A 20,418-nucleotide genomic window follows, 5' to 3' on the forward strand; every position below is an offset into this window, starting at 1 on the left:
GGCCGCTACTTCGGCGCCATCCAGGTGTCGCTCAGGTCGATGAGCTCGACCGGGGTGCCGTGGAAGGCGTGCACCCGCTTGCTCAGGCCGTAGATGTTGAGCGTGTAGTAGATCTCCTTGGAGACAGCGTCGCGCACGAGCAGAATCGACGACATCTGGTTGTACATGTCGCGGCGCTTCGTCGGGCTGTCGAGGGCCTCCGCCTGATCCAGCATCCGGTCGAACGCGGGGTCGCTGTAGTTCCAGTAGTTGAAGGCCGACTTCGTCTGGAAGTTCTGCCGCAGCGCCTGCGCCGGGTCGCCGGTGATCCAGCCCCACCCGATGATGAACATCTGCGCCTCGTGCCGGGCCAGCGCGTCGAGGTAGGCGCCCCACTCCATCACCTTGATGTTCGCGCGCACGTTGATCTGCTGCAGCTGCTGCTGCACGGCCTCCGCGATCTGCCGGTCGCCGAGATAGCGTCCCTCCGGCGTCCAGAACTGCGTCGTGAGGCCGTTGGCGAATCCCGCCTCCGCGAGCAGCTGCTTCGCCTTCGCCACGTCCAACGGCAGGTCGGCGCACGGCGACGTCGCCATGATCTCCGGCGGGATCAGGCCGCATTTGGCCTCGCGGCCGAGCCCGTTCAGCACGAACTTGATGATCGGGCCCCGGTCGATCGCCATCGCCACGGCCTGCCGCACCTTGACGTTGTTGAACGGCGGATTCGTAACCGTGAACGCGACGCGGACGTCGCGGGTGGACGGGCTCGTGTCGAGGCTCAGGTTGGGATTGGCGCGGATCTGCGCGGCGAGGTTCGCCGGCGGGTTGGAGATCACGTCGACCTGCCCGCCCCGGAACGCCAGGAACCGGGTGCTGTCTTCGGCGATCGGCCGGAAGACGACCGCGTCGAGATACGCCGCGCGGCCCCAGTAGTTGGGGTTGCGCACGATCTGCAGGCGCTGATTCGGCACCCATTCGGACAGCATGAACGGGCCCGTGCCCACCGGGTGGGTATTGATGTCGGGCGCGCCCGGCTGCAGCGCCGAGGGGCTGATGATCGCGACGATGGGGGCGGCCAAGTTCTTTAAAAACGGCGCGAAGGGCCGCTTGAGGTGGACGATCACGCGTGCCGGGGTCACGATGTCGACGCGGTCGACGACGCCGGCGTAGCCGGCGCCGCGGGGCGAGGCGGCCGCCCGCTCGAGGCTCATCTTCACCGCCCGGGCGTCGAAGGGCGTCCCGTCCGAAAACTTCACGCCCTGGCGCAGGTCGAAGCGCCACGAGGTCGGGGACAACTCGAGCCAGCCCACCGCGAGGCCCGGGCGAAGGTTCAGATTGAGATCGAACCGCACCAGCGTGTCGTAGATCAGATTGCTCACGATGATGTCGGTCGCCGCCTTGTAGTTGTGCGGGTCCAGGGTCAGGGCATCGGTTCCCTCGGCGATCGTGAGCGTGCCGCCGCGCGCGGGACTCTGCGCCGACGTCCAGGCCGGCAGGCCGAGCAGCCCGACCAGGATGGCGAGGATCACGGCCGTGAGTCCCGGCCGGTGTGGCCGACGTTGGTACATTTCGAGCACCTCCCCCTCTACGGGTGTTTCGTCTGCGGGACCTCGGGACGGCTCCCGCGGTACGGGCCGATCACGTCCCGGGCGAAGTCTGTGATGAACCGCTCCAGCGTCTGGCCGGGCACGCGCCACGGCAGCACGGCGACCTGCGTGACCCCCTGACGCTCCAGCGCCGCCACGCGCTCGAGACAGGCCGCGGCGTCGCCGGCCATCGTGAAGTGCGCCAGCACGTCGTCCGGCACCCCTTCCGCGGCGCGCGCCATGCTCACGGAGTGCGCGCCGTAGGTCACCGTCGCCAGCTCCCGGCGGAGCGGTTCCGGCACCGCCACGCCGAGCTCGTCCAGCACCGGCAGCGACGACACCAGAACGCCCACGACGATCTTGCGGACCGCGTCCCGCGCCTGCGCCGCGTCCGGGCTGAGCGCGGTGTGCAGCCAGAGCATCGTCTCGAACCCCTCCAGACCGCGGCCGGTCCGTGCGGCGCCCCGGCGGATGTGGCGCATCGCGTACTCGAAGGTCGGCGGCGAGGCCAGCGCGCCGATGATCACGCCGTCGGCGACCTCGCCGGCCAGCTCCAGAATCTTCGGCCCCCGCCCCGCGATGTAGATCGGAATCGAGGCCCGCGCCGGAAAGTCCAGCGCGCCGGCGTGAAACCGCACGATCTGGCCTTCCTGCGTCACGCGTTCCCCGGCCCACAGACGCCGGATCAGCGCGACGGCCTCGCGGATGGCCGCGGCGGGCCGCTCGCGCGCGATCCCCATCGCGTCGAACCCCGAGGCGCCCGCCCCGATGCCGAGAATGCCGCGCCCGCCCGCGAGCTCGTCCAGGGTCCCCATCGCGGCCGCCGTCAGCGCGGGGTGCCGGGTGTACGGATCCGTCACGCACGGGCCCATCCGCACGCGCGTGGCACCCTCGGCGATCGCGGCCATCGTCACGTAGCAATCCCGGAAGAAGCGCTCGTCCGGAACCCAGACGACGTCGTAGCCGAGCGTCTCCGCCAGCACGCCGAGCCGCACGTTCTCGTCGTGCTCGTCCACGGGCGTGAGCCCGATGCCGAATCGCATCATCCGCCTACCGGTAGAGCCTGGGATCGAGGGCATCCCGCAGCCCGTCGCCGAGCAGGTTCAACGCGAGCACGAGGCTCATCAGGCACAGGCCCGGGATCACCATGACGTGCGGCGCGTCGAACAGGTAGTTGCGTCCTTCGCTCACCATCAGGCCCCACTCCGGCACGGGCGGCTGCGCGCCCAGACCGAGGAAACTCAAGCCGGCGATCGCCAGCAGGTCGCCGCCCAGGCCTACCGTGGCGAGGACGATGATCGGCGCCGTGATGTTCAGGAGCACGTGCTGCCGCATCGTGCGGTAATGCGAGGCGCCCGCGGCGCGCGCCGCGTCGACGTATTCCTGCTGCCGGACGGAGAGCACCGCGCCGCGCACCACGCGGATGTACTGCGGCATCTTCGTCAGGCCGACGGCCGCGGCGGCCGTCCACAGGCCGGACCCGAGCACGGCGACGACGAGGATCGCGAGCAGGAAGTACGGGAACGCAAGCAGCAGGTCGGTGATCCGCATGATGCCCCCGTCGAGCCAGCGCCCGTAGTAGCCGGCGAGAAGACCCGGCGGGGTGCCCAGACACAGCCCCAGCGCGGTCGCGACCAGCCCGCCGCCGAGCGTGAACCGGGAACCGACGACGACGCGGGACAGCATATCCCGCCCGAGGGCGTCGCGGCCGAGGATCGCCTGTCCGCCCGGGGGCGCCGCGCGTCCGGACAGCACCTGCGCCGACGGATCGAGGCGCCACACGAGCGGGCCCGCCGCGGCGACGGCGACGATGACGAGCACGACGAACAGCCCCGCCATACCGGCGCGGTCGCGGCGCAGGCGGGACCAGCAGAGACGCCAGAAACCCCGGGCGCGGCCCCTGCGCGCGGCGGACGCGGCGCTCGGGACCGCGGGGCTAGGCGTAGTGGATCCGCGGATCGAGATATGCATAGGCGAGATCGACCGCCAGGTTGATGATCGCGAACACGGCCGCGACGAGGAGAATCGCCCCCCGGATGATGGCGTAGTCGCGGCCCAGGACCGCGGTCAGCAGCAGCGTGCCGAGCCCCGGCAGCGCGAACACCGACTCGGTGAGCACCGCGCCGGCGAGCACCGTCCCAAACTGCAGCCCGACCACGGTCGTCACCGGGATCAGCGCGTTCTTGAGGAGGTGAAACGCCACGATCCGGAGCGCGCCCAGCCCCTTCGCGTACGCGGTGCGCACGTAGTCCGACCCGAGCACGTCGAGCACGCTGGACCGCGTCATCCGGGCGATCGCGGCCAGCGGGAACGCCGCGAGCGTGATCACCGGCAGGACGACCTGGCCCGGCGTGCCCCACCCCGAGACCGGGAACAGCGGGTACTTGATCGCAAACCAGGATATGAGCAGAAGGCCCAACCAGAAGATCGGGATCGACACGCCGCCGAGCACGATCGCCCGCGCGAGGTAGTCGAGCCAGCTCTGCCGCCGCAGCGCCGAGAGGCACCCCACCGTCATACCGGTGAGCGTCGCCGCCGCCAGCGACAGCGTGGCGAGCACGAACGTGACCCCGAACGTCCTCGCCAGCTCGCCGGCGACCGGACGGTGGGTCTGGAACGAGCGGCCGAGATCGCCGCGGAGCGCCCGAAGGACGAATCCGGTGTACTGCGCCGCGAGCGGCCGGTCGAGGCCGAGCTGGTGGCGGAGGGTCGCGACCCCTTGCGGGGTCGCGTCCTGTCCGAGCATCAGCACGGCGGGGTCGCCCGGCGCGAACTGCAGCGCGACGAACACCAGCGCGGACACCGCGAGCAGGAGCGGCCCGAGGGCGAGCACCCGCCGAAACACGTAGGCCGTCACGACTCTCCGGCGATCACGGCCGCGGCCGCGTAGACCTTCGCCGCGGCCACGACGTCGTCGACGGCCACGTGCTCGCGCTCTCCGGCGTCCTCGATCCGGCCGGGACCGAACGCGAGGCTCGGCAGGTTGCGCTCCCGGATCAGGTATCCGGCGTTGCTCGAGAACGTGATGTATGTGTGCTCGGGCGCGCGCCCGAGGGCCGCCCGCACCGCGCGCTCGACGAGGCGCACGATCGGCGCCCCCTCCGGTACCGCGTAGGGAAACATGCCGCTCGCCGCCCGGACGTGTCCGCCGATGCCGCGCCGCTCCCCGGCGATCCGATCCGCCAGATCCTGGAGCGATCGGCCGATCGTCTCCGGCGACTCGCCCGGCAGCACGCGCCGGTCCACCATCACGCGGCAGCGGCCCGGCGTGCGGGGCGGCACCGCGGTGGAGTCCACGGCAAACGGCGCCAGGGTGGCGGCGCCGAGCACCGGGTCCGTCGGAAGCTCCACGCGCTCGAGCTCCAGGACGAAAGCGCCGAGCGCGTACAACGGGTTGGCGCCGTCGCGCGGCCGGCCCCAGTGCGTGGGCACGCCGGTGAACTCGACCTCGTAATGCGCGATGCCCCGGGCGCCGAGCACGATGGCGTTGTTCGACGGCTCGCCCGCGATGCACACGTCCGCCTGCACGAGGCCGGCGGCGTCGATCTGGCGCACGCCTTCGTGGTTGGCGGCGAGGTCCTTCACGACCGCGGCCATCTGCACGCGGCCGGGCAGGGCGTCGCCGTGCCGCGCGAGCGCCGCCATCGCGGCGACCATCGCCGCGATCGACGCCTTGGGCGCGCACGCGCCGCGGCCGTACACGACCGGACCGGTCTTGCCGAACGGCGCTCCGTCCCGCGTCTCACCGCTGTACGGATCCTCCATCGCGCCGGCCGGCCCCGAATCCGTGTGGGTCAGCAGCAGGAGCCCCGGGCCCCGCTGAGATCCGACCTCGCCGACCACGTTCCAGTGGCGGTCGACCGTGACGCGCGCGCCCGCCCGCCGCAGACTCTCGGCGACGTGCTCGGCGACGCGGCGCTCGTCTCCCGTCGTGCCGGGAATCTGCACGAGCGCCTGCAGGGACCGGATGGCCGCCTCGGCGTCGATCTCGGCCGCGACGTGCACGGGATCCAACGACACACCATCTCCTCCGTGCGGGGGTTACGCGCGCGCGGCGCCGGCGCCGCGTGAGCGCGCGGGCGTGCCGCTTCCAATCCTCTGGGAAGGAGATTGCACCGCTAGCGAAAGAGTTCCTGTGTAGCGATGTTCGCAACGCGAGGAGGCGGTTTGACATGAGCCCGAGTGATGGAAGAGGCGCGTCCCCCGCGCGCCCCGGGACGCGGTTCCTGGACTTCTCGATCGATGAATACAAACAGCGGTACGCGAACGTCCAACGGGCGATGCGCCGGGCGAACATCGCGGGGCTCGTGCTCAGCGATCCGTCGAATCTCATCTACCTGACCGGGTATCGAACGATCCTCTACCAGAGCAAGTTCCGGCCGTTCTACGCGATCGTGCCGGCGGACGGCGAACCGGTGCTGGTGCTGCCCAACCTGGAGGTCGGCGACGGGCGGAAGACGTCGTGGGTCGAGGACATCCGGGGATGGGGCAAGGGACTCTTCGCCGACCGGCCGGACGCCCCGACGATCATCCGCGAAGTCGCCGAAGAGCGGCGCCTCCGCACCGGGCGCATCGGGTTCGAGCTCGCGGTGGGCCAGCGGCTCGCGATGACGTACGACCAGTTCGAGGCGCTGCGCGCGATCTTCGCCGACGCGGAGCTCGTCAACGCGGCCGACATCATGTGGAGCGTGCGGGTCAAGAAGTCGCCGCAGGAGATCGCGTACCTGCGCACGGCGTGCACGGCGACCGACGCGGCCTTCGACGCCGCCGTCGAGGCGGCGCGGGAAGGAGTCACGGAGACGACGCTGCAGCGCGTGCTCGGGGTGACGATGATGGAGCACGGCGCCGAATCACCGGGGTTTCTGGTCGTCGCCTCCGGCCCGGACCGGTACGATATGCTCAACCCGTACGCGTCCTCCCGCGCGCTGCGGCGGGGCGACATGCTGAACTTCGACATCGGGGCCGTCTACAAGGGGTACTGGGGCGACCTGACGCGCGGCGTCTTCATCGGGGAGGTCTCGAAGCGCCAGCGCGAGTTCTACGAGGCGGAGTCCGAGATCTTCCACCGCACCCTGCACGCGGTGAAGCCCGGGATCGCGATCCAGGACGTCGACAAGGTCGCCGAGACGACGACGCGCGAGCTCGGGTACGAGAAGTTCATGCTGCACCGGACGGGCCACGCGCTCGGCCTGGACGTCCACGAGATTCCGTCCGTGGCCCCGGGCGACACCACGGTGCTCCAACCGGGCATGGTGATCACGATCGAGCCCGGCATCTACGACTTCGCGATCGGCGCCTTCCGCATCGAAGACACCGTTCTGGTGACCGACAAGGGCTTCGAGACGCTGACGAACTGCAACCGTGAATTGACCGTCCGGCCGTGATCCGGCCGGCGCAGCGCGGCCGGGACAGGCTCCGCACCGCCGCCGGCACCGCGTGAACGTGTTCGACGCCGTCGTTGTCGGCGCCGGGTTCGCGGGATTGTACATGCTCCACCGCCTGCGCGAGCTCGGCCTCTCGGTGCGCGTCTACGAGACGGGGAGCGGCGTCGGCGGCACCTGGTTTTGGAACCGGTACCCGGGCGCCCGCTGTGACGTGGAAAGCTTGGAATACTCCTATTCCTTTTCCGCCGAGCTCGAGCGGGAATGGCGCTGGACCGAACGCTACGCGGCTCAGCCGGAAATATTGCGGTACATCAATCACGTCGCCGAGCGCTTCGACCTCAAACGGGACATCCAGTTTGACACGCGCGTGACGGCCGCGATCTTCGATCACGCCGCGAACAATTGGACGATTCGAACCGACCGCGGCGATGAGGTCACGGCGCGATTCTGCATCATGGCGACGGGCTGCTTGTCCGCGGCGCATATTCCCGATTTCAAGGGTCTCGAATCGTTCCGCGGGCGCACGTATCACACCGGCACCTGGCCCCGCGAAGGGGTCGACTTCAGCGGCCAACGGGTCGCCGTGGTCGGGACAGGTTCGTCCGCCGTTCAATCCATCCCGATCATCGCCGGGCAGGCCGCGCATCTGTTCGTGTTCCAGAGAACGCCGAACTTCAGCGTGCCCGCGCACAACCGATCGCTGCCGCCCGAGGTCATCGCGGATTGGGACGTGCACCGCGCGGAGTACCGGCTGCGGGCCCGGACATCGTCGGGCGGACTTCTCACCGAGCCGGGCGCGGCCTCGGCCTTGGACGTCTCGCCGGAGGAGCGGAACCGCATCTACGAACGGCGATGGCAGCGCGGCGGCTTGGGCTTCACCGCGGCATTCGAGGACATTACCGTCAACCGAGAGGCCAACGAGACCGCGGCCGAGTTTGTGCGCTCGAAGATACGCGCGATCGTGCGGGATCGAGCGGTCGCCGAGAGGCTCCTCCCGCGAGACGTTCCTCTCGGCACCAAGCGCCTCTGCGTCGAGACGGGCTACTACGCGACATTCAACCGGCCGAACGTCACGCTGGTCGACGTGCGATCGACGCCGATCGAACAGATCGGCCCGTCCGGCATCCGGACGTCCGGCGCCGAGTACGACGTGGACAGCATCGTGTTCGCGACCGGCTTCGATGCGATCACGGGCACCTTGCACAAGATCGATATCCGGGGCAGAGACGGCGCCGCGCTGGAGCGGAAGTGGGCGCAGGGTCCGCGCGCCTACCTGGGCATCATGACCGCGGGCTTCCCGAACCTGTTCATCATCACCGGGCCCGGCAGCCCGTCCTTTCTTGCCAACGTGATCGTGTCGATCGAACAGCACGTCGACTGGATCGCCGATTGCCTCGCCTATCTCCGCCGGCGCCGGCTGGCGGCAATCGAACCAACCGTGGAAGCGGAGAACGCGTGGGTTGCGCATACCGAAGAGGTCGCGGACCGCACGCTGTATCCGCAGACCGACTCCTGGTACATGGGGGCCAATATCCCCGGCAAGCCGCGCGTCCTTCTGGCGTATGTCGGCGGAGTCGGCGCGTACAGGCGGAAATGCGATGAAGTTGCCGCGCGGGGCTATGAAGGCTTTACTCTCCTGGCATTCAACTCGTTCACCCTGCCGAAACCCTGACCCGCCGCTCGGTCCTCGTGAAAGGTCGTACGTCATGCTCCACAGCGCGTTGAAGCCGATCCTCGGCGACTTCCAAGTCATAGAATGCTTGCGCGTTCAGCCAGAAGCGGGCGCTGGTGTTGAAGTAGCGTCCGAGACGCAGAGCCGTATCTGGAGTGACGCTTCTCCGTTCGTGAACAATCTCAGCGACGCGAGTTACGGGCACGTGAAGGTCGAGCGCCAACCTGTTCATGCTGATGCCAAGCGGCACCATGAAATCCTCGCGAAGGATCTCACCGGGATGGATCGGTGGAAGCTTACGGGATCTAACCCTGGCCATAGCTCCTCCTAGTGATAGTCGACAATCTCCACGTCATAAGCGTCTCCGTCCCGCCACACGAAGCAAATTCGCCATTGGTCATTGATCCGAATACTATGTTGCCCTTCTCGGTCGCCATGAAGCGCCTCCAAGCGATTACCCGGCGGCGATGCCAAATCGCGCAACTCCGTCGCGATATCGACCTGCCGTAGTTTTCTCTGGGCCGTCCGCTCAAAGGCCTGGAACAGCTTCACACGCTGTCGCGAGTGAAGCTGTTGAGTTGCCTGTGATCGGAAAGACTTGATCACGGCATAAGTGTATAACGCGTCGCGTTACACGTCAAGCATTAAGTATCGGCGACACTGAAGCCGGCGATCGAATTTGGACCCATGACCTGCACATTGCGAACGCCGCCTGAAGCGGATTCCGCCAATCTGCGCACTCCCACGAGAGTCCTGAGGAACGATAAGGGTCTCTCGCTAGCTGTCAACGCCGGATCAAAAGGGCCGATTTATCAACCAACGGTTCACTTCGCGACCGTCTTCAGTGCGGGAATTGAACAGGAGTGGTAGAAATCAACAACGAGAAAGACCTCACCGACGCGTGGAACAACTGGGGGGAGTGGATCGGTGCCCGATCAGCGTGTTCTGTCTCGAAAAATCCGGATCTCCTTTCCGGATGATGATATCTCCGCGGTCGCAGATCTTCTGGAGGAGGACTGTCCAAACACGTGTGAGGCGATATGGCGGCTCTTACCCCTGCGCCTCCAGGCGATCCATGACATCTGGTCCGGGCATCAGGTGTTGGCCCACCTGGACCAGACGTTTGTGCTTCCGCCCGAGAACGCGCTCACCTACCTTCCCGTCCCCGGTGACATCTTCTATTACTACAGGCCCCGCAATTACTTCCGGGGCTCCCCCTATCGAAGGTACGAATCCGCGGAGATAGGCATCGTGTATGACAGGGACACGAGGCCGCAGGGACCGCGAGGGCCGGAAGCCGTGAACCTCTTTGCGAACATCTCTTCCAGCCGGGAGGGCTTCGCAAGGGCGTGCGAAGACATGATCTACCGGGGCCAGAAGACCCTCCTCATCGAGAAGATGGAGTGAGCCGGATGAGAAAATTGCTCTTCGAGCTGGGTGGAACAACGGCCGTGGCCGAGATGCACGACGACGTCGTGCCGAAGACGTGCGACGCGGTCTGGAACATGCTTCCGGCCGAAGGGATGGCCATCCACGCCAACTGGTCGAGCCGCGAGATCATGCTGCATCTTCACGGCGAGAAGATCCTCCGGCTTCCCCCGGAGGGGCCGGCGCGGCGCGGGACCACCGCCCCCGGCGACATCGTCTACTTCTGGCGGTCCCCCCAGATGTCTCGCGGCAAGCAGCTGGCCTACAGCGCCGAGTTCCAGCGCGAGCTGTCAGAGTTCGCGATCTTCTATGGCGACCCGGCCGCCGGTGGGAGGGCCGCGGACGACCCGGCACGCAGCGGCCGCGAGTCGAATTTGCAGGTCTCCACGTTGTTCGCCACGTTCATCGACATCCCAAAGGACTTCGCGCATAAGTGCGAAGAGATCCGCCACAACGGCCTGCAGAAGCTCGTCGTGAAGAGACTCGACAAATGACGAGAGTGAAAATCACGCTGGGGGACGTCGAGGCGTTCGCGGAACTCGACGAGCAGGACGCGCCAAAGACCACGACATGGCTGAAGGAGATGCTTCCGATCGAGCAGCAGGCGATTCACAGCATGGAGAACGGCCGCGAGGTCTACGTCGTGCTCGATGCCGCCGATCGCGTCCCGGAAGAGAATCAGACGATCTACCAGACCGTCGGCGACCTGTTCGTGTACTACAAACCGGCCATCTTCGTGACGCCCGAGTGGCCGAGGCATGTCCGCGACCTTCTCGTCATCGGATTCATCTACGAGCGGGACAGCGCGGTACGGGGCATCGACGGTCCGCTGGCCACGAACCTTGTCGGAAGAATCACTGAGGGGATCGATGCGCTTGCCCATGAGGCCCCGCGGATGCGCCGGGAAGGCATGGGCAAGATGCGCATTAGCTTCGCGTAGATGAACGGACCGGCCTGACGGCCTGATGGTCAGGTTTGGCGTCGGGATGGCGCCGGTGGAGCCGCTGAAGAAAGTGGTCTCGGTGGCGAAGCTGGCCGAGGACCTCGGCTTCGAACACTTCGTCCACGCCGACCAGCGATTCTCGGGCGAGAAAGACGTCTTCGTCACGCTCGCCGCCGACGCGCTGAATACCACGACGATCAAGCTCGGGCCGTGCGTGTCCGATCCGTTCTGCCGGATCCCCGCGATGCTGGCCGCCGCCGTCGCGAGCCTCGACGAACTGTCGGGGGGACGGGCCCTGCTCGCGCTCGGCGCCGGAGGATCCGGTTTCGCCGAGATGCACCTCGAGCGCAGGCACGTGAACCGGGCGCTTCGTGAAACCATCACCATGGCGCGGGGGCTGTTCGGCGGAGAAACCGTCAACTTCGACGGCCGGCTGTTCAAACTGACCAACGCCCGCCTGCGGTTCGACGTACGGCCGGACATCCCGATCCTCATCGCGAGCAGAAGTCCGCTGAACCTCGAGCTCGCCGGCGAGATCGCAGACGGCGCCATCATCGCGACCTACGCGTCCAAGGCGCAGCTGGCGTTCGCGATCGAGCGGGTGAGGGCAGGCGCCGCGAAGGCGGGCCGGCGCTTCGAAGACGTCCGGCGGATTTCGTGGGTCTACACGTCCATATCGGACGACGGACATCAAGCGGTGGAGAACGTCAGGTGGTTCGTGACGCAGGCGCTCGTGAATACCTCGCCGGAGGCCTACCCCGCGATCCTCGAGGGTTTCGACCCGGCGCTGCCGTCCTTTCTCACGCAGTGTCGGGAGAGGGGCCGGGAGGGATTAGAAGCGGCGTACCGTGATCGCACCTATCTGACAGACGAGGTCATCAAGCGGTTCTCGGTCGCGGGCACGGCCGAGGACTGCATCACGAAGATCAACGAGATCGTCTCCTTCGGCATCAACGAGATCTGGCTGAGGTGCTTTTCCGCCCCACGGTCAGAAGTGGAACACGAGAAAGTGATCGTGCCCTTCGCCGAAAAGGTGATGCCGCGCTTCAGGTAGCCGCGTCGACCCTCATCGCATGCATCTCGAGGAGTTTTGCGCGCACTTTGTTGGCGGCGGCGAAGAACTCGAGATGGGACCGCGTCGATGAGTCTCTTGCGGGCGGGAGGTTCACCGGCACTTCCTCCACAATCGCGCCCGGTCTGGGCGACATGACGAAGATTCGATCCGCGAGAAATACCGCTTCCTCGATATCGTGGGTGACGAGCAGCGCGGTGACGTGAAGCGTTCGGATCAGGTGCCCCAGCTCGCTCTGCAGCGCCTCTTTGGTCAGTTCGTCCACTCCGGTGAATGGCTCGTCCATCAGGATGATCGACGGCTCGTGCACGAATGCGCGCGCGATCGAGACCCTCCGCTGCATGCCGCCGGACAGTTCGATCGGATAGCTCTTCTCGAACCCCTTCATGCCGATCATGTCGATGAGCTTGTCGACGTTCCCGAGGTCCTGTTTCTTGACGACCTCCAGCGGCAGTTTGATATTGTCGTAGACGGTCCTCCACCGCATCAGGCTTGAATCCTGGAACACGTAGCCGACGACGAACTGCCCGCCCGCCGTCTCCCGGTGGATGCTGCCGCTGCCGGGACTCTCGACCCCGGCGATCAGCCGGAGGAGCGTGCTCTTTCCGCATCCGCTCGGTCCGACGATCGCGACGGTCTCTCCCTGTTGCACCGACAGCGAGACGTCCTTGAGCGCCTGGACCTCGGCCCCCTTGACGGTCGTGTAGTGCTTGCCGACGTGCTCGAGGACGACGACGGAGGTCATGCTCAACCGGACCGGTACCACGGCATCAGCTGCCGCGCCAGCAGGACCACAGCACCATACAACAGCAGCCCCAGCACGGTCAGGATGGTGAACGCTCCGAAGGCGGCCACCGTGTTGAACGTGTACTGGGAATTCAGAATGAGAAAGCCGAGGCCGCTGTTGGAACTCACGAACTCCGCGACGATCGCCCCGACCAATGCGCCCGACACCCCGATCTTCAATCCGTCAAAGAAGTACGGAAGCGAATTGGGGAGCCGCACCTTGTAGAAGATCACCGCCTTGCTCGCGCGCAGCGACTGGAGCAGGAAGATCAGGTTGCGATCCACGTCGGTCAGCCCGGTGCTCACGTTGATGACGATCGGGAAGAACGTGAGGATCACGATGAGCAGGATCCTCGACGTGTTGGTGAAGCCCAGCAGAATGTAGATAATCGGGGCGATCGCAACCTTCGGCAGCACCTGAAGCGCGACGATGTACGGCATCAGGATCTTGTTCAGCGTTGCGGACACCGTGATCACGAGCGCGATCACGAAGCCCACGAGAATGCCGATCACGCAGCCTGTGACGGCCTCGTTCAGCGTGATCAGGGTCTGGTGCACCCAATTGATGCGGCCGTCGAAGAAGACCTGGGCGATCGCGGAGGGCGATGGGAACAGGTACGCGGGGATCCTGAACAGCCGGACCGCGAGCTGCCACAGGACGATGCCTACGATAAACGAAAGGACCGGCAGGCCGTAGTCGGCCAGCCCCGGCAGGCCGGCCCGGCTCGCTCTGCCGCTCGACGCCACTCCCCCGGACCCGGCTACGGGTGCTCGGCGAACCGGTTCGTGTACAGTGTGGTCGGGGTGAAGATCTTGCTGATCTTGAACATCGTCCTGAGCTCTGGAAGCGTCGCCGACACGAGCTGCGGATCGAACCACCCCAGCTGGGCGGGCTTCATCTTCTGCACCGTCGCGGCGTCCAGCCCGTACTGCGCCTTGAGCGCGACCTTCCACTCCGCCAGCGTTTGATCGTAGTCGCGCCCCGGATTCTTGGCGATGAAGTCCTTGATGCATTGCTCCGGGTTGATCACGCAGAGGTGGAGGCCCTCGTTGAGCGAGGCGGCGATGGCGCCCGCCACCGCGGGGTCCTTGTCGACGAGGCTCTTCTGCACCACCACGGCGCCCAACGGCGAGGGCATGTGATAGTCGCCGAAGAGGAAGGATCCGACTTTCTGGCCCTGCTGCTGCGCGACGATGTCGAGGCTGGCCAGGCCCCTGGCGAACTCACAGATGGCATCGACCCGCTTCTGCATCAGCGCAGGATGGAGCGCGCCGAAGCCGATGTTCTGTACCGTCACTTTATCCTTCGCGATCCCCTGCTTCTGGAGAAAGATGTCGAGGTATTGTTCGGACAGGCTGCCGGTCGGAACGCCGATGGTCTTGCCGGCCAGGTCCGCGGGCGACTTGATGCCGCTCGAATTCAAGAATATCAACGCGACGGGATTTCGTGGTTCGTTGCCGGCGATGCCGATGAGCGGAGGTGCGCTCGGGTTCTTGTCCGCCAGCAGCATCTCGTCCAGGATGTCCCCCTGTACAAAGGCGCGGCCCGTCCTGTCGGCGGCGACGGCTTGAACGGCCTGGGACGTGCCTTCCAGGATGACGAAGTTCACCTTGAGGTTGTGCTTGGCGAAGAATCCCTGCGCATCCGCCGCCCAGTCCTGAGGCGCGCTGCTGGTGATTCCACCCACGTAGTCGTTGACCGTCACCGGTATCGACGGACTGGAGAAGCCGGTGCGGTCCGCGACGGCTACGCCGATCATGACCACCACAACCACGATCCAGGCTGCGATACCTCGATGCATCCCCTTCCCCCCTGTTCCCTGCGTCTCCGCGAGGTATGTACCTCAAGAGGCTGCGACATTCCTGGAGAAACGAGGCCCGCGCGGGCCCCGGCGAGAAGGTGACGCGCTGAGAGACGCCGGACCCGGGGTGACCGACGATGGCGCTGCCGTTCGAGCTCGCGGAATACGAGGCACGGATCGAGCGCACCCGCGCGGCGATGCGCGACGCCCGCCTCGATCTGCTCCTGCTGTTTCATCAAGAGAGCCTCTACTACTTGTTTGGCTACGATCAGATCGGCTACTGGGTGTACCAAACGGTCGTGCTGCCGGCCGACGGCTCCGCACCGACTGCGATCTGCCGCGGGGCCGACGCATTGATGATCAGGGAGTCGCCGTTCATCAACGAGATCCGGCCCTGGGTTGACGACAGCCACGTGAATCCCGGCGCCTTCACGGTCGACATTTTGAAAGAGCGGCACGGGCTGTCGGGCCGCCGGCGCATCGGCATCGAGAAGAAGAGCCACGCCCTGCTTCCTTATTATTACGACCTGCTGCGGGAGCAGATCCCAGACGGCGTCGACCTCGTGGACGCTTCCGACCTCGTGACCGAACTGCGGCTCACCAAGTCGCCCGCGGAACTCGCCTACATGCGCCGCGCCGCGCAGATTATGGACCGGGCCTTTACGGCGGCCTTCGAGGCCGCCCGCCCCGGCGTGCGCGAGTGTGATGTCAACGCGGCGGTGCTGTACACGCTCTCAACGCTCGGCGCGGACTATCCCGCCGTGGCGCCGCCGATCGCCTCCGGCCCGAGAACGTTGACGCAGACGCACGGCGCGGCGACCGAGCGCGTCATGCAGCCCGGCGATCCCTTCACGATCGAGATCGGCGCGCCGTACAAACGCTACCACGCGGTCGCCGTCCATTCCGGGCACCTCGGCGAGCCCGCGTCGGAGATCCGCAGTCTCTATAACGGTCTGCGCGAAGGCATCGAAGAAGGCCTGGAGATGATCCGGCCGGGCCTCCCGGCAGCGCAAGTGGCGACGCGCGTGGTCGACCGGCTGGAAGCGCAGGGGTTGTCGCGCAGAGGACGGCATGTCGGCTACGGCATCGGGATCGGCTATCCTCCCACGTGGCTCGACAATCTGCGGATCAAAGAGACGGATCCCCATGTGCTGCGCGAAGGAATGACCTTCTTTCTGTTCGCGGGGGCGCTGACGAAGGGCGGCGACCTGTGTCTCTATCTCGGTGAGCCGGTCGCCGTCGCGCCGGACGGGTGCGAACGCCTCAGCGCCCTGCCCAGAGAGCTGCGGCTGATCTGATGGCGACCACCCCGACCGCCGTGCTCGCGCGCTACACTGCCACGGCATCGCTCGACGGCGTACCCGCGCCGGTCGTTCAGAGAGTGAAAGAACTGATTCTGGACCATCTGGGGTGCGCGCTCGGGGGGAGCCGCACACCGCTGGCGCGCGCCGCGGCGGACGTGGCCGGCGGTGGCGGCGGCGCGACGGTCGTCGGCACCTCGATCAAGGCGGCGCCGGGCCCGGCCGCGTTCGCGAACGCCATGGCCGCGAACGCGTTGGACTACGACGACACCGGACCGACCGGCCATCCCGGCGCGACGATTATCCCAGCGGCGCTCGCGCTGGCGGAGACGCGGCGCTTACGCGGCGACGCGTTCATGCTCGCGGTGCTGGTCGGATATGAGGTGTGGGCGCACATCAGGGGCGCGATCCAGCCCAGCTGGGAGCGCCGGGTTCTGGTCTACGGCAACGGGGTGACGCAGACATTCGGGGCGGCCGCCGCGTCCGCGCGGCTGCTCGGCCTCGACGTCGAGCGCACGCTGTGCGCCTTCGGGCTCGCCGGCGCCTTCGCCCCGCTGCCGCACGACGGGAAGGTCGGGTGGGACGAAGATCGGGTGTCATGGGTCAAGGACAATGTGGCGTGGCCGGCCGAGGGCGGCCTCCGCGCCGCGCTGCTGGCCGAGCGCGGGTTTGGGGCGACGCGCGAAATTCTCGACGGCGAGCGCGGTCTCTGGATCATGGCCGGGTCCGACCGCTGCGACTTCGACCGGATGATACGCGGGGTGGGCACGGAGTTCGACCTGCTCGGCGTCTCGTCGAAACCGTACCCGTGCTGCCGGTGGCTGCACTCGACCGTGGATGCGCTGCGGCAGGTGATGACCGCGCACCACATGGAGCCGCGCGAGGTCCGCCGGGTCACGGTCCGGTCGATGGCGCCGCTCGTCGACTGGTTTCAAATCCGCCGGCCGGCGACCATGGTCGACGCCGAGTTCAGCGTCCCGCATGCCGTCGCGATGACGCTGCTCGGGCGGCCGCGGCCCGACTGGTGGCTCGAGGCGAACCGCACGGACCCCGCAGTGCTGGCGCTGATCGACCGCGTCGCGGTCGAACTGGATGAAACGGCGCAGGCGGAGTACGCGCAGAACCGCAACTCCGCCCGGATTCCGTCCACCGTGGCCGTCGAGACCGCCCGGGGCACATTCGAGCACTCCCGCAAACTGTGCCACGGAGGGCCGGACGATCCAATGACGTGGCAGGAGATCGAAGAGAAATTCCGCGAGCTGGCCGAGCCGGTCATCGGCGGCCGGCGCGCGGCCGCGGTGTTGCAGATGGTCACTGAACTCGAGGCCGTCGGCTCGCTGGAAGAGCTCACCGGAGCGCTTTCCCGAGCCTGACCGAGCCGTCGAGCCGCGCTGAACCCGCGCCGCCGCCGGCATCTTCAAGGAGAAGCGCGCCGAACCGGAGAAACAGCGGCCACCTCGACGGCCGTCGCCCAGCGCACGGCCGTTCCGGTCTCGCACTCGCTCCGATCACGGAAAGGGGGAAGGGTATTGGCGAAGCAGTTCATCCGTTCATTCGAAGGCGCCAAGCTGCCGTACCGCCACCACGCCAACGGCATGTTCTCGATGGCCATCCGCACGAAGGGCGACTTCATCTTCTTCCGCGGGCAAACGGGCTACGACATCGAGGGCAACTTTGTGGGCGAAGGCGACGCCGGCGCGCAGGCGGAGCAGGCCTGCAAGAATATCAAGCAGCTCGCGGAGGAAGCGGGCGGCAGCATCAAGGACGTCTGCAAGCTGACCGTGTACGTGACCGACGTAAAGTACCGCAAGGCGGTCTACGCGATGATCGACAAGTACTTCGAAGGCGTCAAGCACTGCAGCACCGGGGTGGTCTGCAGCGGCCTCGCGCTGCCGCACCTGTTCGTCGAGATTGACGCGTTCGCCGTCATCGATCGCTAACTCGGGGGTGCTCGAGATGGATCGAAAAACAGGCATGCTGAGCCGGAGACGCCTCCTGCAATACGGCGCCGCGACCGCCGCGGCGGCGGCGCTCCAGCCGGTCACGCTCGCGGGATCCGGGGCGGCCTCGGCCGCTCCAAAGCGCGGCGGCACGTTGAAGATCGCCTGGGCAAGCTCGCCGCTCTCCATCGACCCGGCCTACGCGGTATCCGGCGACGAGTACATGATCACCGCGGCCATTTACGACAACCTCACCCGCGTCGACGAGAAGTTCGTGGTGCACCCGCAGCTGGCGAGCGGCTGGAGTTCGAACGCGCATGGCGACGTGTGGACGTTCAATCTCCGGCGGGGTGTCAAATTCCACCACGGGCGCGAGCTCAACGCGCGCGACGTCGTCTTCACCTTCGAGCGCATTCTCGATCCCAAGAACGGCTCGCCGGCGCGCACCTCGGTGGGCCCCATCGACAAAATCGAGGCCGCCGACGACTACACCGTCCGCTTCCGGCTCTCGATCCCCTACGCGGATCTGCCGATCTCCCTCGGCACGACGTACGCGCGGATCCTGCCAGCCGACCGGGCCGCGCTGATCAAGACCGCGCCGTCCGGCACCGGCCCCTTCCGCCTCGCCGAGTTCCGGCCGGGGGCCTATACCCGAATGGTGCGGTTCCAGAACTACTGGGATCCCGGCCGCCCATACCTCGACGAGTTGTGGGAGGTCAACATGCCGGCCATGGCCGCTCAGGTCGCGGCGTTGACCGGCGGCTCGGTCCACGCGATGTTCGAGGTGCCGGCGTCGTACATGCCGGCCCTCCAAACGCCGGGCGTGTCGGTGGTCTCGGTGAAAAGCCCGGGGTTCCAGCCGCTGACCATGAACAACGCGGAGAAGCCGTTCAACGACGTGCGCGTGCGGCAGGCGCTGAAGTACCTCGTGGACCGCGACGCCCTGATCAAGGCCGTCTGGCAGGGGCACGCGAGCACGGGCGAAGACCATTCGGTCCCAAGCTTCAGCCCGTACTACGCGGCCACGACGCCCACCCACACCTACGACGTCGCCAAGGCGAAGTCGCTGCTGGCCGAAGCCGGGTATGGCTCCGGGCTCAACATTGAACTGTGGACGTCGAACGAACGGGTCGGGCTGCAGGAACTGGCCGTGGCCTACCAGCAGATGGCCGCGCCCGCCGGGGTGAAGATCGACGTCAAGAATGTGCCGTGGTCCGTCCACGTCGCGACCGTCTACAAGAAGAAGCCGTTTTACGCCAACAACTGGTTCGGACGCGCGAGCATCGACGAGACGCTGTACCCCTACTTCCGGACCGGCGGCGGCTTCAACGACGCGTACAGCAACAAGGACGTCGACACGCTGCTCGACACGGGCCGGGCGACGACCGATTTCAAGAAGCGGAAAGAGTTCTACGCGCGCGCGGAGCAGGTCATCCACGTCGACGGTCCGTGGGTCGTCCCGTACTTCACGATGTACACGGCCGCGATGCGCAGCAACGTGAAGGGCGTCGCGGTGCATCCGCTCCGGTGGTGGGACTTCCGGGAGGCCTACTTCGAAGGCTGATCCCCGCCGCCTGCAGTGCGCAGCCTGGGGTTCATCGCCCGCCGCTTGGGCGCGCTGGCCGTGGTGCTGGCGGTCGTCTCGGTGCTCGTGTTTGCCGTCGTGCAGCTCCTGCCCGGCGACGTCGCGACGGAAATCCTCGGCACCTCGGCCACGCCGGAAGATCTCGCGGCCCTCCGGCTGAAACTGGGACTGACGCGCCCCGCGCCGGTCCGGTACGCGGAGTGGATCGGCGGCGTGGTGCGGGGCGATTGGGGGCAGTCCCTGCTCTACCAGATGCCGGTGCGGCCGCTCGTCCTCGAAGGGCTGGGACGGTCCGCGGTGCTCGCGGGGCTCGCGCTCCTCATCGCCGTGCCGCTCTCGATCGGGCTGGGGGTCGTCGCGGCCCTGCGGCGCGACCGACCGCTCGACCACGCAATCAGCACGCTCACGCTGATCGCGCTGTCGCTGCCGGAGTTCGTCTGGGGCACGCTGCTGATTCTGCTGCTGGCCTACCGCTTCCGGATCTTCCCGCCGTCGAGCATGGTCGACCCGCAGGCCTCGCTGGCGTCTCAGGCCGCGCGCTTCGTGCTGCCGGTGCTGACGCTGATCCTCGCGCTGCTGGCGCAGATGACCCGCATGACGCGCGCCAGCATGATCGACGCGATCCGGCAGCCGTTCACGGAGGCCGCGCGCCTCCGAGGGCTGCGGCCGCGCCGTGTCGTGGCGCACGCGCTGCGCAACGCCCTCCTCCCCACCGTCGGGATCGTCGCCCTCAACGTCGGCTTCCTGCTCGGCGGCATCGTGATCGTCGAGACGATCTTCTCGTATCCGGGACTCGGCCGGCTGCTCGTCGACAGCGTGAACCACCGCGATGTGCCCATGCTGCAGATGGCCACGCTCGTCGTCGCCAGCGCCTACGGGCTCGCCAACCTGGGGGCCGACATCGTGTACGCGTACTTGGACCCGCGGATCCGGTACTGAG

21 protein-coding genes are annotated in these 20,418 nt (G+C 67.2%); 11 read left to right on the plus strand and 10 right to left on the minus strand.

What is annotated here, in order from left to right:
• Positions 1-5: 5 nt before the first annotated feature.
• Genes VKT83_09880 through VKT83_09900 form a run of 5 tightly spaced genes read right to left on the minus strand, consistent with a single transcriptional unit; the run spans position 6 to position 5,585 of the window.
• Positions 6-1,547 (minus strand): ABC transporter substrate-binding protein, encoded by a 1,542-nt coding sequence (locus VKT83_09880; GenBank protein ID HLY22761.1) that lies wholly within the window; start codon positions 1,545-1,547, stop codon positions 6-8.
• Positions 1,548-1,564: 17 nt separating this feature from the next.
• Positions 1,565-2,611, minus strand: a complete 1,047-nt coding sequence (locus VKT83_09885) for an LLM class flavin-dependent oxidoreductase (GenBank protein HLY22762.1) — start codon at positions 2,609-2,611, stop codon at positions 1,565-1,567.
• Between the two features lie 4 nt (positions 2,612-2,615).
• Positions 2,616-3,536, minus strand: a complete 921-nt coding sequence (locus VKT83_09890) for an ABC transporter permease (protein HLY22763.1) — start codon at positions 3,534-3,536, stop codon at positions 2,616-2,618.
• Positions 3,502-4,422, minus strand: a complete 921-nt coding sequence (locus VKT83_09895; protein HLY22764.1) for an ABC transporter permease — start codon at positions 4,420-4,422, stop codon at positions 3,502-3,504. Before VKT83_09895 ends, VKT83_09890 begins: the two co-directional genes overlap by 35 nt.
• Positions 4,419-5,585, minus strand: a complete 1,167-nt coding sequence (locus tag VKT83_09900; GenBank protein HLY22765.1) for a M20/M25/M40 family metallo-hydrolase — start codon at positions 5,583-5,585, stop codon at positions 4,419-4,421. The genes VKT83_09895 and VKT83_09900 overlap by 4 nt, the downstream gene beginning before the upstream one ends.
• A 152-nt stretch (positions 5,586-5,737) precedes the next feature.
• On the opposite strand from VKT83_09900, the gene VKT83_09905 reads away from it, so the two are divergent.
• Complete coding sequence (locus tag VKT83_09905; protein ID HLY22766.1) at positions 5,738-6,949, plus strand: Xaa-Pro peptidase family protein; 1,212 nt, start codon at positions 5,738-5,740, stop codon at positions 6,947-6,949.
• 52 nt (positions 6,950-7,001) lie between these two features.
• Positions 7,002-8,621: an NAD(P)/FAD-dependent oxidoreductase gene (locus tag VKT83_09910; GenBank protein ID HLY22767.1), complete on the plus strand. Its 1,620-nt coding sequence runs from the start codon at positions 7,002-7,004 to the stop codon at positions 8,619-8,621.
• Here the strand turns inward: VKT83_09910 and VKT83_09915 are convergent.
• Both VKT83_09915 and VKT83_09920 read right to left on the minus strand, forming a co-directional pair.
• Positions 8,602-8,940 carry a HigA family addiction module antitoxin gene (locus VKT83_09915; protein ID HLY22768.1) on the minus strand — a complete coding sequence of 113 codons (339 nt, stop codon included), beginning with the start codon at positions 8,938-8,940 and terminating at the stop codon, positions 8,602-8,604. The genes VKT83_09910 and VKT83_09915 overlap by 20 nt on opposite strands.
• Before the next feature lie 8 nt (positions 8,941-8,948).
• On the minus strand, positions 8,949-9,227 hold the full coding sequence (locus VKT83_09920; protein HLY22769.1) for a type II toxin-antitoxin system RelE/ParE family toxin: 279 nt from the start codon (positions 9,225-9,227) through the stop codon (positions 8,949-8,951).
• 321 nt (positions 9,228-9,548) lie between these two features.
• On the opposite strand from VKT83_09920, the gene VKT83_09925 reads away from it, so the two are divergent.
• Genes VKT83_09925 through VKT83_09940 form a run of 4 tightly spaced genes read left to right on the plus strand, consistent with a single transcriptional unit; the run spans position 9,549 to position 12,046 of the window.
• Positions 9,549-10,028 carry a DUF3830 family protein gene (locus VKT83_09925; protein HLY22770.1) on the plus strand — a complete coding sequence of 160 codons (480 nt, stop codon included), beginning with the start codon at positions 9,549-9,551 and terminating at the stop codon, positions 10,026-10,028.
• A 5-nt stretch (positions 10,029-10,033) separates the two neighbouring features.
• On the plus strand, positions 10,034-10,543 hold the full coding sequence (locus VKT83_09930) for a DUF3830 family protein (GenBank protein HLY22771.1): 510 nt from the start codon (positions 10,034-10,036) through the stop codon (positions 10,541-10,543).
• Complete coding sequence (locus VKT83_09935; protein HLY22772.1) at positions 10,540-10,989, plus strand: DUF3830 family protein; 450 nt, start codon at positions 10,540-10,542, stop codon at positions 10,987-10,989. The genes VKT83_09930 and VKT83_09935 overlap by 4 nt, the downstream gene beginning before the upstream one ends.
• Before the next feature lie 25 nt (positions 10,990-11,014).
• A complete protein-coding gene (locus tag VKT83_09940; GenBank protein ID HLY22773.1) occupies positions 11,015-12,046 on the plus strand; it encodes an LLM class flavin-dependent oxidoreductase in 1,032 nt (343 codons plus the stop codon).
• Here VKT83_09940 and VKT83_09945 read toward each other — a convergent pair.
• Genes VKT83_09945 through VKT83_09955 form a run of 3 tightly spaced genes read right to left on the minus strand, consistent with a single transcriptional unit; the run spans position 12,039 to position 14,652 of the window.
• Positions 12,039-12,809 (minus strand): ABC transporter ATP-binding protein, encoded by a 771-nt coding sequence (locus VKT83_09945; protein HLY22774.1) that lies wholly within the window; start codon positions 12,807-12,809, stop codon positions 12,039-12,041. The genes VKT83_09940 and VKT83_09945 overlap by 8 nt on opposite strands.
• Before the next feature lie 2 nt (positions 12,810-12,811).
• On the minus strand, positions 12,812-13,597 hold the full coding sequence (locus VKT83_09950; GenBank protein ID HLY22775.1) for an ABC transporter permease: 786 nt from the start codon (positions 13,595-13,597) through the stop codon (positions 12,812-12,814).
• A 14-nt stretch (positions 13,598-13,611) separates the two neighbouring features.
• Positions 13,612-14,652 carry an ABC transporter substrate-binding protein gene (locus tag VKT83_09955; protein ID HLY22776.1) on the minus strand — a complete coding sequence of 347 codons (1,041 nt, stop codon included), beginning with the start codon at positions 14,650-14,652 and terminating at the stop codon, positions 13,612-13,614.
• 137 nt (positions 14,653-14,789) lie between these two features.
• Here VKT83_09955 and VKT83_09960 point away from each other — a divergent pair, with 137 nt between their 5' ends.
• From VKT83_09960 to VKT83_09980, 5 genes are all read left to right on the plus strand, one after another.
• Positions 14,790-15,950 (plus strand): Xaa-Pro peptidase family protein, encoded by a 1,161-nt coding sequence (locus VKT83_09960; GenBank protein ID HLY22777.1) that lies wholly within the window; start codon positions 14,790-14,792, stop codon positions 15,948-15,950.
• The gene (locus VKT83_09965; GenBank protein HLY22778.1) at positions 15,950-17,326 is read left to right on the plus strand and encodes an MmgE/PrpD family protein; all 1,377 of its coding nucleotides are present in this window, start codon (positions 15,950-15,952) and stop codon (positions 17,324-17,326) included. Before VKT83_09960 ends, VKT83_09965 begins: the two co-directional genes overlap by 1 nt.
• A 156-nt stretch (positions 17,327-17,482) precedes the next feature.
• Entirely contained in the window at positions 17,483-17,893 is a 411-nt protein-coding gene (locus VKT83_09970) for a RidA family protein (GenBank protein ID HLY22779.1), read from the plus strand.
• A 16-nt stretch (positions 17,894-17,909) separates the two neighbouring features.
• Positions 17,910-19,457 carry an ABC transporter substrate-binding protein gene (locus tag VKT83_09975; GenBank protein ID HLY22780.1) on the plus strand — a complete coding sequence of 516 codons (1,548 nt, stop codon included), beginning with the start codon at positions 17,910-17,912 and terminating at the stop codon, positions 19,455-19,457.
• 15 nt (positions 19,458-19,472) lie between these two features.
• Positions 19,473-20,417: an ABC transporter permease gene (locus VKT83_09980; protein HLY22781.1), complete on the plus strand. Its 945-nt coding sequence runs from the start codon at positions 19,473-19,475 to the stop codon at positions 20,415-20,417.
• Position 20,418 lies beyond the last annotated feature (1 nt).

It is taken from the genome of bacterium, assembly GCA_035308905.1.
In the GTDB taxonomy this organism is placed as follows: Bacteria; Sysuimicrobiota; Sysuimicrobiia; order Sysuimicrobiales; family Segetimicrobiaceae; genus DASSJF01.

Bases quoted from the DNA above. Each gene is read 5' to 3' on its own strand.
- VKT83_09880 (HLY22761.1), bottom strand. From the start codon at position 1,547: ATGTACCAACGTCGGCCACACCGGCCGGGACTCACGGCCGTGATCCTC.
- VKT83_09885 (HLY22762.1), bottom strand. From the start codon at position 2,611: ATGATGCGATTCGGCATCGGGCTCACGCCCGTGGACGAGCACGACGAG.
- VKT83_09890 (HLY22763.1), bottom strand. From the start codon at position 3,536: ATGCATATCTCGATCCGCGGATCCACTACGCCTAGCCCCGCGGTCCCG.
- VKT83_09905 (HLY22766.1), top strand. From the start codon at position 5,738: ATGAGCCCGAGTGATGGAAGAGGCGCGTCCCCCGCGCGCCCCGGGACG.
- VKT83_09915 (HLY22768.1), bottom strand. From the start codon at position 8,940: ATGGCCAGGGTTAGATCCCGTAAGCTTCCACCGATCCATCCCGGTGAG.
- VKT83_09930 (HLY22771.1), top strand. From the start codon at position 10,034: ATGAGAAAATTGCTCTTCGAGCTGGGTGGAACAACGGCCGTGGCCGAG.
- VKT83_09935 (HLY22772.1), top strand. From the start codon at position 10,540: ATGACGAGAGTGAAAATCACGCTGGGGGACGTCGAGGCGTTCGCGGAA.
- VKT83_09940 (HLY22773.1), top strand. From the start codon at position 11,015: ATGGTCAGGTTTGGCGTCGGGATGGCGCCGGTGGAGCCGCTGAAGAAA.
- VKT83_09945 (HLY22774.1), bottom strand. From the start codon at position 12,809: ATGACCTCCGTCGTCGTCCTCGAGCACGTCGGCAAGCACTACACGACC.
- VKT83_09955 (HLY22776.1), bottom strand. From the start codon at position 14,652: ATGCATCGAGGTATCGCAGCCTGGATCGTGGTTGTGGTGGTCATGATC.
- VKT83_09960 (HLY22777.1), top strand. From the start codon at position 14,790: ATGGCGCTGCCGTTCGAGCTCGCGGAATACGAGGCACGGATCGAGCGC.
- VKT83_09965 (HLY22778.1), top strand. From the start codon at position 15,950: ATGGCGACCACCCCGACCGCCGTGCTCGCGCGCTACACTGCCACGGCA.
- VKT83_09975 (HLY22780.1), top strand. From the start codon at position 17,910: ATGGATCGAAAAACAGGCATGCTGAGCCGGAGACGCCTCCTGCAATAC.